Origin of the sequence: Leifsonia sp. Leaf264, from assembly GCF_001422325.1 — a bacterium.
GTDB lineage: Bacteria > Actinomycetota > Actinomycetes > Actinomycetales > Microbacteriaceae > Orlajensenia.
The window spans coordinates 53,846-68,223 of sequence record NZ_LMMR01000001.1 but is presented as its reverse complement, the minus strand read 5'-3'; the positions used below and the strand labels follow the sequence as shown (position 1 = coordinate 68,223).

Annotated in this window: 11 protein-coding genes; 8 read left to right on the top strand and 3 right to left on the bottom strand. The window is 68.3% G+C overall.

From position 1 onward, the window contains the following. Positions 1 to 17 precede the first annotated feature (17 nt). Positions 18 to 1,502, bottom strand: a complete 1,485-nt coding sequence (locus tag ASF30_RS00330) for a leucyl aminopeptidase (protein ID WP_055899933.1) — start codon at positions 1,500 to 1,502, stop codon at positions 18 to 20. Positions 1,503 to 1,596: 94 nt separating this feature from the next. Between ASF30_RS00330 and ASF30_RS00325 the strand changes: the two genes are divergently transcribed. The 5 genes from ASF30_RS00325 (at position 1,597) to ASF30_RS00305 (ending at position 7,477) form a co-directional block, all read left to right on the top strand. Next, on the top strand, positions 1,597 to 2,523 hold the full coding sequence (locus ASF30_RS00325) for a proteasome assembly chaperone family protein (RefSeq protein WP_055899929.1): 927 nt from the start codon (positions 1,597 to 1,599) through the stop codon (positions 2,521 to 2,523). Positions 2,524 to 2,569: 46 nt separating this feature from the next. Continuing rightward, positions 2,570 to 3,904 carry an MFS transporter gene (locus ASF30_RS00320; protein WP_055899925.1) on the top strand — a complete coding sequence of 445 codons (1,335 nt, stop codon included), beginning with the start codon at positions 2,570 to 2,572 and terminating at the stop codon, positions 3,902 to 3,904. A 222-nt stretch (positions 3,905 to 4,126) separates the two neighbouring features. Next, complete coding sequence (locus ASF30_RS00315) at positions 4,127 to 5,467, top strand: RNA polymerase sigma factor (protein ID WP_055899922.1); 1,341 nt, start codon at positions 4,127 to 4,129, stop codon at positions 5,465 to 5,467. A 10-nt stretch (positions 5,468 to 5,477) separates the two neighbouring features. Continuing rightward, on the top strand, positions 5,478 to 6,740 hold the full coding sequence (locus ASF30_RS00310; protein WP_157496835.1) for a Mur ligase family protein: 1,263 nt from the start codon (positions 5,478 to 5,480) through the stop codon (positions 6,738 to 6,740). Beyond that, entirely contained in the window at positions 6,737 to 7,477 is a 741-nt protein-coding gene (locus tag ASF30_RS00305; protein ID WP_055899916.1) for a type 1 glutamine amidotransferase, read from the top strand. Before ASF30_RS00310 ends, ASF30_RS00305 begins: the two co-directional genes overlap by 4 nt. A gap of 86 nt (positions 7,478 to 7,563) precedes the next feature. Here the strand turns inward: ASF30_RS00305 and ASF30_RS00300 are convergent, their stop codons facing one another. Continuing rightward, positions 7,564 to 7,791 carry a DUF7455 domain-containing protein gene (locus ASF30_RS00300; protein ID WP_055899913.1) on the bottom strand — a complete coding sequence of 76 codons (228 nt, stop codon included), beginning with the start codon at positions 7,789 to 7,791 and terminating at the stop codon, positions 7,564 to 7,566. A 175-nt stretch (positions 7,792 to 7,966) separates the two neighbouring features. Here ASF30_RS00300 and ASF30_RS00295 point away from each other — a divergent pair, with 175 nt between their 5' ends. Both ASF30_RS00295 and ASF30_RS00290 read left to right on the top strand, forming a co-directional pair. Further along, complete coding sequence (locus ASF30_RS00295; RefSeq protein WP_055902322.1) at positions 7,967 to 10,048, top strand: DNA gyrase/topoisomerase IV subunit B; 2,082 nt, start codon at positions 7,967 to 7,969, stop codon at positions 10,046 to 10,048. Between the two features lie 118 nt (positions 10,049 to 10,166). Further along, positions 10,167 to 10,613, top strand: a complete 447-nt coding sequence (locus ASF30_RS00290; protein WP_055899910.1) for an SRPBCC family protein — start codon at positions 10,167 to 10,169, stop codon at positions 10,611 to 10,613. Here the strand turns inward: ASF30_RS00290 and ASF30_RS00285 are convergent. After that, on the bottom strand, positions 10,610 to 13,084 hold the full coding sequence (locus tag ASF30_RS00285) for a DNA gyrase/topoisomerase IV subunit A (protein ID WP_055899907.1): 2,475 nt from the start codon (positions 13,082 to 13,084) through the stop codon (positions 10,610 to 10,612). The genes ASF30_RS00290 and ASF30_RS00285 overlap by 4 nt on opposite strands. Positions 13,085 to 13,167: 83 nt before the next feature. On the opposite strand from ASF30_RS00285, the gene ASF30_RS00280 reads away from it, so the two are divergent. Further along, positions 13,168 to 14,307 (top strand): alkaline phosphatase family protein, encoded by a 1,140-nt coding sequence (locus ASF30_RS00280; protein ID WP_235480218.1) that lies wholly within the window; start codon positions 13,168 to 13,170, stop codon positions 14,305 to 14,307. Positions 14,308 to 14,378 lie beyond the last annotated feature (71 nt).

Below are 14,378 nucleotides of genomic sequence, written 5' to 3'. Positions count from 1 at the left end.
TTGCCTCTAAGAGCGTACTACTTGCGCGCGAACGACTCCGCCAGCGCGAGCAGCGTGCGGACCGATACGCCGGTGGCGCCGGGACCATTGAAGCTGTAGAGCTTGCCCTCGTTCAGCGCTGCACCCGCGATGTCCAGGTGCGCCCACGGAATCGTGCTCTCGCCGTCGGCCGTGGAACCGATGAAGTCCTTGAGGAACGCTGCGGCCAGCATCATGCCGGCTGCAGTGTCCCCGGGCGTGGCGTTCTTGATGTCTGCGACGCCGGAGTCGAGGCGCGCGCGCAGCTCCTCCGGGATGGGCATCGGCCAGAACGGCTCGGCGACGGCTCGCGAAGCCTCGAGGACCCGCTCCACGAGCCCGTCCTCGCCCATGACGGCCGAGTACCGGTGTCCGAGCGCGACGACCTGAGCTCCGGTGAGCGTGGCGACGTCGACGATGGCGTCCGGGTGTTCCTCGGAGGCCGCGACCAGGCCGTCGGCCATCACGAGCCGACCCTCGGCATCGGTGTTCACGACCTCGACGGTGGTTCCGCCGCGGATGCTCAGGACGTCGTTGGGCCGCACGGCGTTGCCCGACGGCATGTTCTCGGCAAGGCAGAGCCAGCCGGTCAAGCGGACCGGCACCCCGGTGCGGGCCGCAGCGATGATGACCGCGAGCACGTTCGCGGCGCCGGCCATGTCGCTCTTCATCCCGATCATCGGCACCGGGGGCTTCAGCGAGAGTCCGCCTGTGTCGAAGGTGATGCCCTTGCCGACGATGGCGAGGTGCTTCGAGGCAGCGGCGGGGGAGTAGGCGAGCTTCACGAGGCGGGGCGGCCGCACCGAGCCCTGTCCGACGCCGAGGATGCCGCCGAAGCCGTCGGCGGCGAGCTGGTTCTCATCCCAGACGGTCACCTCGATGGGCAGTTCGCCGATGGCCTCGCCGGCGAGGTCGACGAAGGTCTCGGGGTAGAGGTCGGACGGGGGAGCGTTCACGAGGTCGCGCACCAGGTTCACGCCGTCGGCGACGGCGACGATCCGTGCCTGCTCGGTGTCGTCGGGGACGGATGCCGTGTGCACGGCGATGCTCGACGCCGGGGTCTTGGTCTTCTCGAGGGAGGCGTGGCGGTAGGCGGTGTAGGCGTAGGCGCCGAGGAGTGCGCCCTCTGCGAGGGCGGCGGCCTCTGCCGCGTCGGCAGTGGGGATGGCGAAGGCGAGAGTCTCGACGCCCGTCAGCTGACGGGCGGCGGAGCCGGCGGCGGCGCGGAGGCCCGCGGCATCCGTTGCCCGTCCGAGGCCGACGATGGCGATCGACTTCGCAGCACCGACGGTGTCGACCGTGCGCACCACCTGGTCGCTGCCGCCCGTCACCCCGAGGGCGTCAAGGTGCTCGGCGATGGCGGCATAGGCGGGATCGGCGACGAGTTCGACGGAGCCGTCGACCGATCTGGCGCCGATGACGACGACGTCGACGACGGCCTCGGTGGCGGGCTCGGACGAGAAGGACAGGGCAGCGGAAGTCATGCTCCGATCGTACGGGGCGGCTGTTCGCTCTCGGCGTCGTCGCTGAGGAGCGGCTGGGGGAAGTGCACGGTGGGCGTCGCCGTAGCATTGAGGGATGCGTGATCCCCGTGGCCTGTACGAGCTGACTCCGGATGCCTCCGGCGTCCCCGAGGGCCTGCACCTCGTGGCCGGGCTGACCGGTTTCGCCGACGCCGGGAGCGCCGTGTCGCAGTTCACGGCTCACATCCTCGAGTCGCTCGACACCGTCACGATCGCCGAGTTCGATGCCGACATCCTGCTGGACTACCGCGCTCGCCGTCCGATCGTGACCTTCGACGAGGATCACCTCACGGCCTATGAGCCCTCCCGCCTGACGCTGTCACTCGCCCGCGACGAGCTCGGCCAGCCGTTCCTTCTCCTCACCGGCTTCGAGCCCGATTTCCAGTGGGAGAGGTTCGCGGCGGCAGTGCTCGACATCGTCGACAGGTTCGCGGTCAGCACCACCACTTGGGTCCACGCGATCCCGATGCCCGTGCCGCACACGCGTCCCATCCGCGTGACGGTGAGTGGAAATCGCACCGACCTGATCGAGGCGATGTCGATCTGGCGCCCGCGCACGCAGGTTCCGGCGACGGCCCTGCACCTGGTGGAGTACCGCCTCCAGGAGCGCGGAGACTCCGTCGTCGGCTTCGTGCTGCTGATCCCGCACTATCTCGCCGATACCGAGTATCCCCTCGCCGCCATCACGGCACTGGAGTCCGTGAGCGCCGCGACCGGCCGCATCTTCCCCACCGACAGCCTGCGCGAGCAGGGTCGCGATTTCGTCGGCCGCCTGGCCGAGCAGATGGGCGAGAACGGCGAATTGGCCAAGCTCGTGTCCAACCTCGAGGAACGTCACGACAGCTACATGGAGGGCACGACGCTGCACTCCCCGTTGACAGACTCGGACGGAGAGGTTCCGAGCGCCGACGACATCGCCGAGGAACTCGAGAAGTTCCTGGCCTTCCGCCGCGACCGCGAGGATCCGCCGACGGCGCTGTGACCGCCATCCGCCGACCACGGCGGATCGCTGGCGTAGGGTCTATGCAGTGAACTCCCGACGCTCGTGGTTCGTCTTCGGTGTCGGAGCGTTCCTGTACCTGGCCGCTGTGCTGCAGCGCACCTCCCTCGGCGTCGCCGGGGTGGCCGCGGCCGACAGGTTCGACGTGACGGCATCCGCCCTGTCGACGCTGGCCGTCGTGCAGATCGCCGTCTACGCGGCCATGCAGATCCCCGTCGGCGTGCTGATCGACCGCTTCGGACCACGCACCCTCATGCTGACGGGGACCGCCGTGATGGTCGTCGGGCAATGCGTCGTCGCTTTCGCTCCCAGCCTCACCGTCGCAGTCGTGGGCCGCATCCTCGTGGGAGCCGGCGACGCCACGGTCTTCGTGTCGCTCATCAGACTGGTGAGTTCCTGGTTCAGCGGGCGCATCGTGCCGCAGTTGTCCCAATGGGTGGGGAACATCGGCCAGCTCGGCCAGGTGCTCTCCGCGCTTCCCTTCGCCTGGCTGCTGCGCAACGAGGGCTGGACGACGGCCTTCGTGTCGGCCGCGTCGGTCTCCGCCCTCGGACTCCTGCTCGGGTTCATAGCACTGAGGGACCGTCCCGCTGGTGCCGCCGACGAGCACCGCGCGACGAACATCCGTGTGGCGGTCCGGCAACTCGTGGAGGCGTTCCGGCGGCCGGGCACCCAGCTGGGGTTCTGGTCGCACTTCGTGACGCAGTCTTCAGGCACCGTCTTCAGCCTGTTCTGGGGGTTCCCGTTCCTGGTCTTCGGACTGGGATACGACCAGCAGACCGCGGCAGAGCTGTTATTGCTCCTCGTCGGGGCGGGAATCGTGACCGGTCCGTTCCTCGGAATCCTGACCGCCCGCTACCCGCTGCGCCGCTCCAACATCGTGCTGGGCATCGTCGCGGCCATGGGAGTGGCGTGGGGCGTCCTGCTGCTGTGGCCGGGGCAACCACCGATCGCCGTCGTCATGGCGATGCTCGTCGTCATCGGCGTCGGAGGTCCCGGTTCGCTGATCGGGTTCGACTTCGCCCGCACCTTCAACCCGATCCGCAGTCTCGGCGCTGCCAACGGAGTCGTCAACGTCGGCGGGTTCCTCGCCAGCTTCGTGCTGATCTTCCTGATCGGCATCCTTCTGGACGTCCAGGATGCCGTCCGCCTGGGCAGCGGCGGATCGAGCGACCTCTATTCTCTGGAGTCGTTCCGCTGGGCCTTCGCCGTGCAGTACGTGGTGGTCGGCATCGGGGTCGGCTTCCTCCTGGACGCCCGTCGCCGCACGCGTCGGAGGGTGTTCGCCGACGAGGGAATAGAGGTGGGCCCCATCTGGGTTTCATTGGTGCAGGCCTGGAAGCACCGCGGGGATCGCCGATAGGCGAGTGCTCCTAATAAACCGTGCAATAATTGTCAATAGGACCCGTTCATCTCCGGGCACCCCCAGTTCGATCCGCTCGCGGCGAGCACCGGGGGAGCACTTCGGACTTGACATGGGTCCTAGTAATGTCCATTTTCGGCCACGACCGGATGCCTCAGGCATCCGGATGCGGCCACTCGGGGGAAGTCGTCACCGGCGTCCCTCCCTGTGAGAGGTGTTCGAATGCCAACCACGAAGTCCGCCGCGGCCACAGCCGCGACCGAGGAGACGGAAACCGTCGCCTCGACCCCCACGACCACTGCAGCTGCGAAGAAGACGACCGCGGCTGCAGCGAAGACCACGACGGCCGCTCCGAAGAAGGCGCCGGCCAAGAAGACCACCGGCCCGGCAGCCGCTCCCGCCAAGCGCGCCACGACGCGCTCCAAGGCGAAGGCCGCCGAAGGCGAGCCTGAGGACGGCGAGGAGGTCGTCGTCGACGATGCCGTCGCCGAGACGCCCGACGCGCCCGCAAAGGATGACGCCGACGACTTCGAGGACGACGAGACCAAGCCCGTCGCCACTGTCGAGCCGCTCCCGACCGGCGCCCTGCGCCTCTCGCTCGTCGATGACGAGGATGACGTCCCCGTCTACTCCTCGGCGATCACCGGCGCCACCGCCGACCCCGTCAAGGACTACCTGAAGCAGATCGGAAAGGTCGCGTTGTTGAACGCGGCCGAAGAGGTCGAGCTCGCCATGCGCATCGAGGCCGGCCTGTTCGCCGAGGAGAAGCTCTCCCACCTCAGCGAGGTCGAGAAGAAGTCCTCTCTCGGCCGCGAGCTGCAGTGGGTCGCGAAGGACGGCGCCCGCGCCAAGAGCCACCTGCTCGGAGCGAACCTCCGCCTCGTCGTCTCCCTCGCCAAGCGCTACACCGGCCGCGGGATGCAGTTCCTCGACCTGATCCAGGAAGGCAACCTGGGCCTCATCCGTGCCGTCGAGAAGTTCGACTACACCAAGGGCTTCAAGTTCTCGACCTACGCCACCTGGTGGATCCGTCAGGCGATCACCCGCGCCATGGCCGATCAGGCCCGCACCATCCGCATCCCCGTGCACATGGTCGAGGTCATCAACAAGCTGGCCCGCGTGCAGCGCCAGATGCTGCAGGACCTGGGCCGCGAGCCCACGCCCGAGGAGCTCAGCCGCGAGCTCGACATGACCCCCGAGAAGGTCATCGAGGTGCAGAAGTACGGTCGCGAGCCGATCTCGCTGCACACGCCTCTCGGTGAGGACGGCGACAGCGAGTTCGGTGACCTCATCGAGGACACCGAAGCCGTCGTTCCCGCCGACGCCGTGGGCTTCACGATGCTGCAGAAGCAGCTCGAGAGCCTCCTCGATTCGCTCTCCGAGCGCGAGGCCGGCGTGATCCGCATGCGCTTCGGCCTGGGCGACGGCATGCCGAAGACCCTGGACCAGATCGGCGACACCTTCGGAGTGACGCGTGAGCGCATCCGTCAGATCGAGTCGAAGACCATGGCGAAGCTCCGCCACCCGTCGCGCTCGCAGTCGCTGCGCGACTACCTCGAGTAAGCCACCGATCGTGCGGTACGTGCCGGCGATCGCCATCGGTCGCACGGTCAGGACCCTCGCGCGGCTGCGCAAGCCGGGCGGCGGTTCGGCCGTGCCCGGCCTGGTGGTCAACAAGGTCGCTCCCGGCTACCTCGCGACGACCCTCAACTCGTTCCGCGACGGGCTTGTCATAGTCTCCGGATCGAGCGGCAAGTCGACGACGACGAAGATGCTCGTCGCCATCCTGCGCGCCCACGACAGGTCGGTGTTCACGAATCCGTCGACGGCGAACATCTCGCAGGGACTCACCTCGGCACTGCTGGAGGAGGCCGACCTCCAGGGGCGCATCCGCCGCGACATCGCCGTGCTCGAGATGGACGAGGGCCATGGAGCGCTCATCGCTCCGCGCCTCTCGCCGCGCGTCGTCGCACTCACCAACGTGATGGTGGACCAGATCGATCGCTTCCACGACTCCGAGATGGTCGCGACCATGCTGACGGCCATCGCCAGCAGGGCGACGGATGCCGTGGTCGTCAACGCCGACGACGACTACCTCGTCGAACTGGCGGCAGGCGTCCCCGCCGGCGTCAAGGTCGAGCGCTTCGGCGTGACGGCAGCCGTCCTGGACGGCGCCCCGCACGGCCTCGGCCATGCCCGGCTGGCCCCGGAACGACTGAACGACTCCGCAGGCATCGTCGTGGCCGCAGTGTCGGGCCGCACCTCGACGATGCTCATCGACGGCGACGAGCACACAGTCGGTCTCCCGGCGCGTGGGGTCCACTACGCGACTGATGCTGCCGCCGCCCTCAGCACGGCGCGGGCCGTGCTCGGCGCCGGCTTCGATGTGGACGCCGCCGTGGCGGCAGTCGCCTCGATCCCGCCGGTCTTCGGGCGTGGCGAGGTCGTCGAGGTGCGGGGCCAACAGGTGGAGTTCGTCCTGGTGCAGAACCCGGCCAGCTACCAGCTGAACGTCGACACCCTGGAACCCGGAGCGCCCGTTCTGTTCGCCATCGGATCCGATGTGCGCGATCCGTCCTACTTCTGGCCCGTCGACACCTCCAGGGTCGGCCGTGTGGACATCGTCTCTGGCTCCAAGGCCTGGGAACTCGCCCTCCAGCTCAGCTACGACGGCGTGGAGATCGACCGGGTCGAGACCGACCTGGGTCGCGCCGTCGACGACTTCCTCGCTCTTCCGCAGCCTGCCACCGGCGTCAAGACCATCGTGTTCTCGGCCGACTCGATGCGGCGCACCCGTGCCCATCTCGACTTGACCGCGTCGGAGGAGCAGTCATGAGCGAACCGCTCAACATCGTCATCGCCGTGATCGCGCCGAGTCTCCTGAACACCAACGGGGATTCGGAGAACGCCAGGGTGCTCGCCCGTCGGGCCGACTGGGCGGGCGCGAACGCGACAGTCGTCGACGTCGAGTCCGCCGCCGACCTGCCGGAATACGTCGACGCCGTGATCATCGGCTCGGGCTCGGACTCGGCGCTGACGCCGGCTCGCGACCTCCTGCTGAGCATCCAGGAGCCGCTGCGCGTCTGGGCCACTGCCGGCGTCCCGATCCTGGCCGTGGGAACGGGCTGGGAGCTGATCAGCTGGGGTGTCGAACGCGCCATCGGCGGTGTCGTCGATGGCCTCGGCATCCTGCCCGGTCGTGGCGTGCCGCGCGCCGAACGCGTGAGCGGCGACCTCGTGCTCTCCAGTCGCTTCGGACGCATCGTCGGCTTCGAGAACCACGCGCGCGACTACGTCGGCGCCGAGGGCTCGCCGCTCGGACGAGTCGTCAGCGGCAGCGGCAACGGGCGCGACTCCTCGCAGGAGGGCGTCGTGATGGGTGACGTGATCGGGACGCACCTGCATGGTCCGGTGCTGGCCAAGAACCCTGTGCTCGCCGATCACCTGCTGACCACGATCTTCGAGCGCCGCGGCCAGGTGTACGCGCGTGGCGAGCGGGCGGCATCCGTCGACGACTACGCGCAGGCGGCCCGCACCCAGATCCTCGAGTCCCTCGGCCTCGACGTCGACTGATCGGTCGAGGCAGCCTCAACGAGAAGAGCCGCCCTGATGCGATGCATCGGGGCGGCTCTCGTCGTGATGGTCGGTGACGGCGCTGCTCAGTTCTCGAGGAGTCGCGAGGACTCGTCGTGCCAGCTGTGGGCGATCGACGCCAGCTTCTCCTGGTGCTTCCGGCCGTGGTGTGCGCAGAACAGCAATTCGCCACTGCTCACGACGACGCGGATGTAGGCCTGGGCACCGCATGCATCGCAGCGGTCGAGGGCCGTCAACTGGTGGGCCGTCTCGAGTTCATCGACGGCACCGCTCGGGGTAACGATCTGTGACATGACTGACCCTCCTTTTCGTATCGACCTGAAGATCCGTGACTCAATGTAAACACGCACTGCAGCCGATTCCGCTGTCATGCCCCTGCATTTCGCTCAGCGCGTACGGATTGTGACCTTTCTCACGGTCGGGTGTCAGGTCGGGCCGATCGGCCCACGCGAACTAGGCTTGACCGACGTGAGCAGTGACTATTCCGCCCGGCACCTGTCTGTCCTCGAAGGCCTCGAGGCCGTGCGCAAACGCCCCGGCATGTACATCGGATCCACGGATTCGCGCGGCCTCATGCACTGCCTCTGGGAGATCATCGACAACTCGGTCGACGAGGCGCTCGGAGGGCACGGCTCCGAGATCGACGTGACCCTGCATCCGGATTCCAGCGTCGAGGTCCGGGACCGGGCCCGCGGCATCCCCGTCGACATCGAGCCCAAGACCGGCCTGTCCGGCGTCGAGGTGGTCTTCACCAAACTGCATGCCGGCGGCAAGTTCGGCTCGGGTTCCTACGCGGCCTCGGGCGGCCTGCACGGCGTCGGAGCCTCCGTCGTCAACGCCCTCTCCGAGCGCCTCGACGTCGAGGTCGATCGCGACGGCAAGACCTATGCCATGTCCTTCCACCGTGGTGAGCCGGGCCTGTTCGCCGACTCGGGCGACACCAAGAGCCCCGATGCGCCGTTCACCCCGTTCGAGAAGACCAGCGAACTGCGCGTCGTCGGCAAGGTGAAGAAGGGTGTCACCGGTACCCGCATCCGTTACTGGGCCGATCGCCAGATCTTCACGAAGGGTGCCGACTTCCAGACCGAGGAGCTCCTCGGGCGAGCCAGGCAGACGGCGTTCCTCGTGCCTGGACTCGGCATCAGGGTCACGGACGAGCGCGGCTTCGAACCGCACACCGACGAGTTCAAGTTCGACGGCGGCATCTCGGAGTTCGTCGAGCACCTCGCTCCCGACGCACCCCTCACAGACACCTGGCGACTCTCGGGCACCGGGACCTTCACCGAGACGGTGCCCGTGCTGAGCGATGCCGGGGCGATGATCCCGACGGAACTGCAGCGCGAATGCACCGTCGACATCGCCCTGCGCTGGGGAACCGGCTACGACACCGTTATGCGCAGCTTCGTCAACATCATCTCGACGCCGAAGGGCGGGTCGCACCAGGCCGGTTTCGATGCCGGCATGCTGAAGTTCCTGCGCCAGCAGGTCGAGCTGAACGCCCGTCGCCTGAAGGCCGGAAACGACAAGCTGGAGAAGGACGACATCTTCGCCGGTCTCACGGCGGTTCTCACGGTGCGCCTGCCCGAGCCGCAGTTCGAGGGCCAGACCAAGGAGGTGCTCGGCACGCCGGCCGTGCGCGCCATCGTGGCGAATGTGGTCGCGAAGTCCATGGCCGAGCGCTACGCGTCGACGAAGCGCGACGACAAGGCGCAGTCGGCCCTGCTGCTCGACAAGGTCGTCGCCGAGATGAAGTCACGCATCTCCGCTCGCGCCCACAAGGAGACCCAGCGCCGGAAGAACGCCCTCGAGAGCTCGTCGCTTCCGGCCAAGCTCGTGGACTGCCGTTCCAACGACGTCGCCCAGAGCGAGCTCTTCATCGTGGAGGGCGACTCCGCGCTCGGCACGGCCAAGCTGGCGCGCGACAGCGAGCACCAGGCCCTCCTGCCCATCCGGGGCAAGATCCTCAACGTGCAGAAGGCCAGCGTCGCCGACATGCTGGGCAACGCCGAGTGCGCGTCGATCATCCAGGTGATCGGAGCCGGATCCGGGCGCAGCTTCGATCTAGAGACGGCCCGCTACGGCAAGGTGATCATCATGAGCGACGCCGACGTCGACGGCGCGCACATCCGGACCCTGCTGCTCACCCTCTTCTTCCGCTACATGCGCCCGATGATCGAGAACGGTCGGGTGTTCGCCGCGGTTCCGCCACTGCACCGCGTCGTCATCATGAACCCCGGTTCCAAGCCCAACGAGACGCTGTACACCTACTCGGAGGCCGAACTGCAGAAGGTCCTCTCCGCGCTCGGCAAGCAGGGCCGGAAGTACCAGGATCCGATCCAGCGCTACAAGGGACTGGGCGAGATGGATGCCGACCAACTGGCGACAACGACGATGGATCGCAAGCACCGCACCCTCCGCCGGGTCAACGTCTCCGACGCCGAGAACGCCGGTCGTGTGTTCGAGCTGCTGATGGGCAACGACGTGGCACCGCGCAAGGAGTTCATCGTCGACAGCTCCGACCGTCTCTCGCGCGAGAGCATCGACGCCTAGCTTTCCCGCCCGCGCGCCATTTCGCGGGGTTCTGCGCCCGCTCTCATGGCGCAGAACGCCAGGAAATGGCGCGCGAGGGCACTTGGCTCGAAGCGTCGCGCGGCGTACGGTCGGTCGCATGGCCGACTTCACAGCTCACGCCGATGCCTTCATTGCTGCCTCGCCGCAGGAGGTCTGGGATGTCATCACGAGTGCGGAGCCGCATCCGGAGATCCTCGCCGGTGCCCGCATCGTCACGGACTGGGCTCTCGGCGCCCAGATCCGCTGGATCGGCGAGTGGGAGGGGAAGACGTTCGAGGACCACGGTCGAGTCCTGGAGGTCGAGGAGCCATATCGGCTGGTCGTGACCCATTTCAGTCCGATGTCGGGGCAGGCCGACGTGCCCGAGAACTACCACACGCTGCGCTACGAGCTCCTTGCCGTGGATGGCGGCACCCGGGTCGAACTCGATCAGGACAACAATCCGACGGCCGAGGCTGCCGAGCACTCCGCCGAGAACTGGCGTGACATGCTCGACGGCGTCAGGACCGTCGTCGAGCGCTCGACGACAGCCCCGCCCCGCTAGCTGATCGTTGTGCCGATAGCCCCGATGACGGCTTCGACGGGGGTGCCGGATGCGTCACGCTTGGCGCCGGCCTCCGGAAGGGTCCGCGCTGAGCCGTCGGCCCCCACGGCCAGGGGGTCTCGACCGACCCAGGCCAGGGAGAGAGCGCCTTCGCCCTTGAGGAAGCGCTGGGCACGAACGCCACCCGTCGCGCGCCCCTTGGCGGGGAACTCGTCGAAGGCGCTCACCTTGGCCGTGCCGGGGTCGGTGCCGAGCAGGGTCTCGCTGCCTGTCGCAACGGTGGCGACGACGACGTCTGCGAGCTGGTCCGTCGGGACCGAGGTGAAGTGGATGACAGTGGCGTCCGCACCGAGGTTGATGCCGGCCATCCCACCGGCCGGGCAGCCCTGCGGGCGCACGGATGCGGCGGGGAAGCGCAGCAGCTGCGCATCCGTCGCCACGAAGACCAGTTCGTCGGTCTCCGCACCCTGGACGGCACCGACGACCTCGTCGCCCTTCTTCAGCGAGATCACCTCGAAGTCGGGGCGGCTGGGGTACGCGCCGGTCGCGACGCGCTTGACGACGCCCTGCTTGGTACCGAGGGCGATCGAGTCCTCGCTGGTGAGCGAGACCAGGGCCAGCACCTTCTCGCCGCGATCACTGAGCGCCAGGTAGTCGCCGACCTTCACGCCGGCGCCGAGCTGCACCGATGTCTCGGGCAGCACGGGAAGGTCGACGGGGGAGAAGCGCACCAGCCGGCCGCGGTTGGTGACGGCTCCGATCTCGGTGCGACTCGTGGTGTCGATGCTCGAGAGCAGGGCATCGTGCTTGCTGCGTCGGCGCTGGCGCACCGGACCGGCCGGGGCATCCTCGTCGCGGGCCACGAGGTCGACACGCGCGATCCGGCCGGTAGCGCTCAGGTACACCCGGCACGGCGCGTCAGCGACCTCGAGGATCGCAGCGGCGCGCTTGGCAGCGGCGCCGGCGATGCTGGGCTTCGCCTCGGTCAGCAGGGTGCGGCGCGGCGTGCCGAAGCGGTCGGCGATCTCGGCGAGTTCGTCGGAGACGAGCGAGCGGATGCGGGCGTCGCTGGCCAGCAGCGTCTCGAGCTCGGCGATCTCCGCCCGCAGCTTGTCGCGCTCGGTCTCGAGTTCGATGCGCGAGAACTTCGTGAGCCGGCGCAGTCGCAGTTCGAGTATGTACTCGGCCTGCAGGTGGGTGAGGTCGAACACGTCCATGAGGCGAGTGCGTGCCTGCTCGGTCTCGTCGCTCGTGCGGATGACCTGGATCACCTCGTCGATGTCGAGGATCGCGACGAGCAGACCCTCGACGAGGTGCAGGCGTTCGCGTCGGCGGTCGAGGCGGTAGCGCGAACGGCGCGTCACCACAAGAACACGGTGCTCGACGTAGACGACGAGCAGCTCGCGCAGGCCGAGGGTGCGCGGCCCGCCGTCCACAAGGGCGACGGCGTTGATGTTGAAGGAGTCCTCGAGGGGTGTGAGGCGGTAGAGCTGCTCGAGCACTGCGTCGGGGCTGAAGCCGGTCTTGATGCCGATCACGAGGCGGAGGCCGTTCGTGCGGTCGGTCAGGTCGGTGACATCCGAGATCCCGCTGATCTTCTTGGCGTTGACGCCGTCCTTGATCTTCTCGATGACCTTCTCAGGTCCGACGAGGTAGGGGAGCTCGGTGATGATCAGGCCGGTCTTGCGTGCAGTGATCGACTCCACCCGCACCTTTGCCCGGGTCTTGAAGCTGCCGCGGCCTGTCGCGTACGCGTCTCGCACTCCCGCGAGGCCGGCGATGGTTCCGCCCGTGGGGAGGTCGGGGCCCGGCACGAACTCCATCAGGTCGTCGAGGGTGGCGTCAGGATGCGCCAGGAGGTGCCTGGCTGCTCCGACGACCTCGATGAGGTTGTGCGGCGCCATGTTCGTCGCCATGCCTACGGCGATGCCGCTGGCCCCGTTCACGAGGAGATTCGGGTAGGCCGCGGGCAGCACGTCGGGCTGCGTCAGCTGGTTGTCGTAGTTGGGCACGAAGTCCACGACGTCCTCGTCGAGGCCGTCGGTCATCGCGAGGGCAGTGGCCGCCAGGCGCGCCTCCGTGTAGCGCGAGGCGGCCGGACCGTCGTCGAGCGAGCCGAAGTTGCCGTGGCCGTCGATGAGCGGCACCCGCAGTGTGAACGCCTGCGCCATGCGCACGAGGGCGTCGTAGATGGCGGTGTCGCCGTGCGGATGCAGCTTGCCCATGACCTCGCCGACGACGCGCGCCGACTTCACGTGGCCGCGGTCTGGACGCAGCCCCATCTCGCTCATCTGGTAGAGGATGCGGCGCTGAACGGGCTTCAGCCCGTCACGCGCGTCGGGGAGGGCCCGCGAGTAGATGACGGAGTAGGCGTATTCGAGGAAGGAGCCCTGCATCTCGGTGGCGACGTCGACGTCTTCGATGCGTTCGACCGACTCGGTCTCGGGTGTGGAGTTCTGGCGCGGCGTCATCCGTTGTTTCTCGTCTGGTGGTGCTCGTTCTGGGGCCTCGTCGTCGCGGAACAGCTGGACCGTCCTGTGCGAGACTGAGCGCGATGCCCATGGTACCTTCACCCGAAACCGGCGCTCCGCGCCTTGCCGACGTTCTGGCAAGTTGCCGCGCGAGCATCACCGGAGAGGCGAATCCGCTCGGGCTTCCCGCCGTCGATCACGCCGTCGTGCTCCTGGTCGACGGCCTCGGGACGGCGAACCTGCGGGCCTCCGGGGGCCACGCCCGGTTCCTCTCGTCGCGGCTGACCAAGAAGTCGTCGCTTCCGGGCGTCTTCCCGGCCACGACGGCCGTCGGACTCGGATCGCTCTGCACCGGAGCACCGTCCGGAGCGCACGGACTCGTGGGCTACCGCGTGCTCGACGCGGCGAACGATCGCGTCGTCAATCAGCTCAGCGGATGGGACGGCTCGATGCGTCCAGCCAGCTGGCAGCCGCTGCCGACGCAGTTCGAGCTGGCGGCCGGGTCCGGGATCCCCGCATTCGCGATAGGTCCTGCCCGGTATGCGGACTCCGGGCTCAGCCAGGCGTTGCTCCGCGGTGCCGAGTACGTGCCGGCCGGCACGATCGCCGCGCGGTTCGAGGCGGCGCTGCGCGTCATCGCGGAGACCGATCGCGCGCTGGTCTACGTCTACGTGCCCGAGCTCGACATGGCGGCCCACGCCCGAGGCTGGCTCTCCGACAAGTGGATCGGCGAACTCGAGGCCCTGGACTCCGAGGCGTCGCGCTTCGCCGCGGCCCTGCCGGCGACGACTGGCCTCGTCGTCACGGCCGACCACGGCGTCGTCGACGTCCCGGCTGACAGGCACGTGCTCTTCGACACGGCCCCTCAACTCATCGCCGGCGTGCGTCACGTCGGAGGCGACCCGCGCTGCCTCTATCTCTACCTGGAACCGGATCCCGCACCGGATGCCGCCGATGTGCTCGCCGCGGCCTGGCGCGACTCCGAGGGCGACCGAGCGTGGGTGTACACCCGCGATGAGGCCGTCACGGCCGGGCTCTTCGGCGTCGTCGATCCGGCAGTTCTGCCGCGGATCGGCGACGTCATCGTCGCCGCCCGCAAGCTGATCGCGTACTACGACTCCAGGGAGACGAACCTCGCCCCGCGGGCGATGGTCGGCCAGCACGGCTCGCTCACCGACGAGGAGTCCCGGGTGCCCTGCCTGCGCGTCGGCGCGTACGCCTGACCCCGCTCGGGCTGCTTCAACGACGAAGGCCGCATCCGAGAGTCTCGGACACGGCCTTCAGATCGTGGAAT

Bases quoted from the DNA above. Each gene is read 5' to 3' on its own strand.
- ASF30_RS00330 (WP_055899933.1), bottom strand. From the start codon at position 1,502: ATGACTTCCGCTGCCCTGTCCTTCTCGTCCGAGCCCGCCACCGAGGCC.
- ASF30_RS00325 (WP_055899929.1), top strand. From the start codon at position 1,597: ATGCGTGATCCCCGTGGCCTGTACGAGCTGACTCCGGATGCCTCCGGC.
- ASF30_RS00315 (WP_055899922.1), top strand. From the start codon at position 4,127: ATGCCAACCACGAAGTCCGCCGCGGCCACAGCCGCGACCGAGGAGACG.
- ASF30_RS00305 (WP_055899916.1), top strand. From the start codon at position 6,737: ATGAGCGAACCGCTCAACATCGTCATCGCCGTGATCGCGCCGAGTCTC.
- ASF30_RS00300 (WP_055899913.1), bottom strand. From the start codon at position 7,791: ATGTCACAGATCGTTACCCCGAGCGGTGCCGTCGATGAACTCGAGACG.
- ASF30_RS00290 (WP_055899910.1), top strand. From the start codon at position 10,167: ATGGCCGACTTCACAGCTCACGCCGATGCCTTCATTGCTGCCTCGCCG.
- ASF30_RS00285 (WP_055899907.1), bottom strand. From the start codon at position 13,084: ATGACGCCGCGCCAGAACTCCACACCCGAGACCGAGTCGGTCGAACGC.
- ASF30_RS00280 (WP_235480218.1), top strand. From the start codon at position 13,168: ATGCCCATGGTACCTTCACCCGAAACCGGCGCTCCGCGCCTTGCCGAC.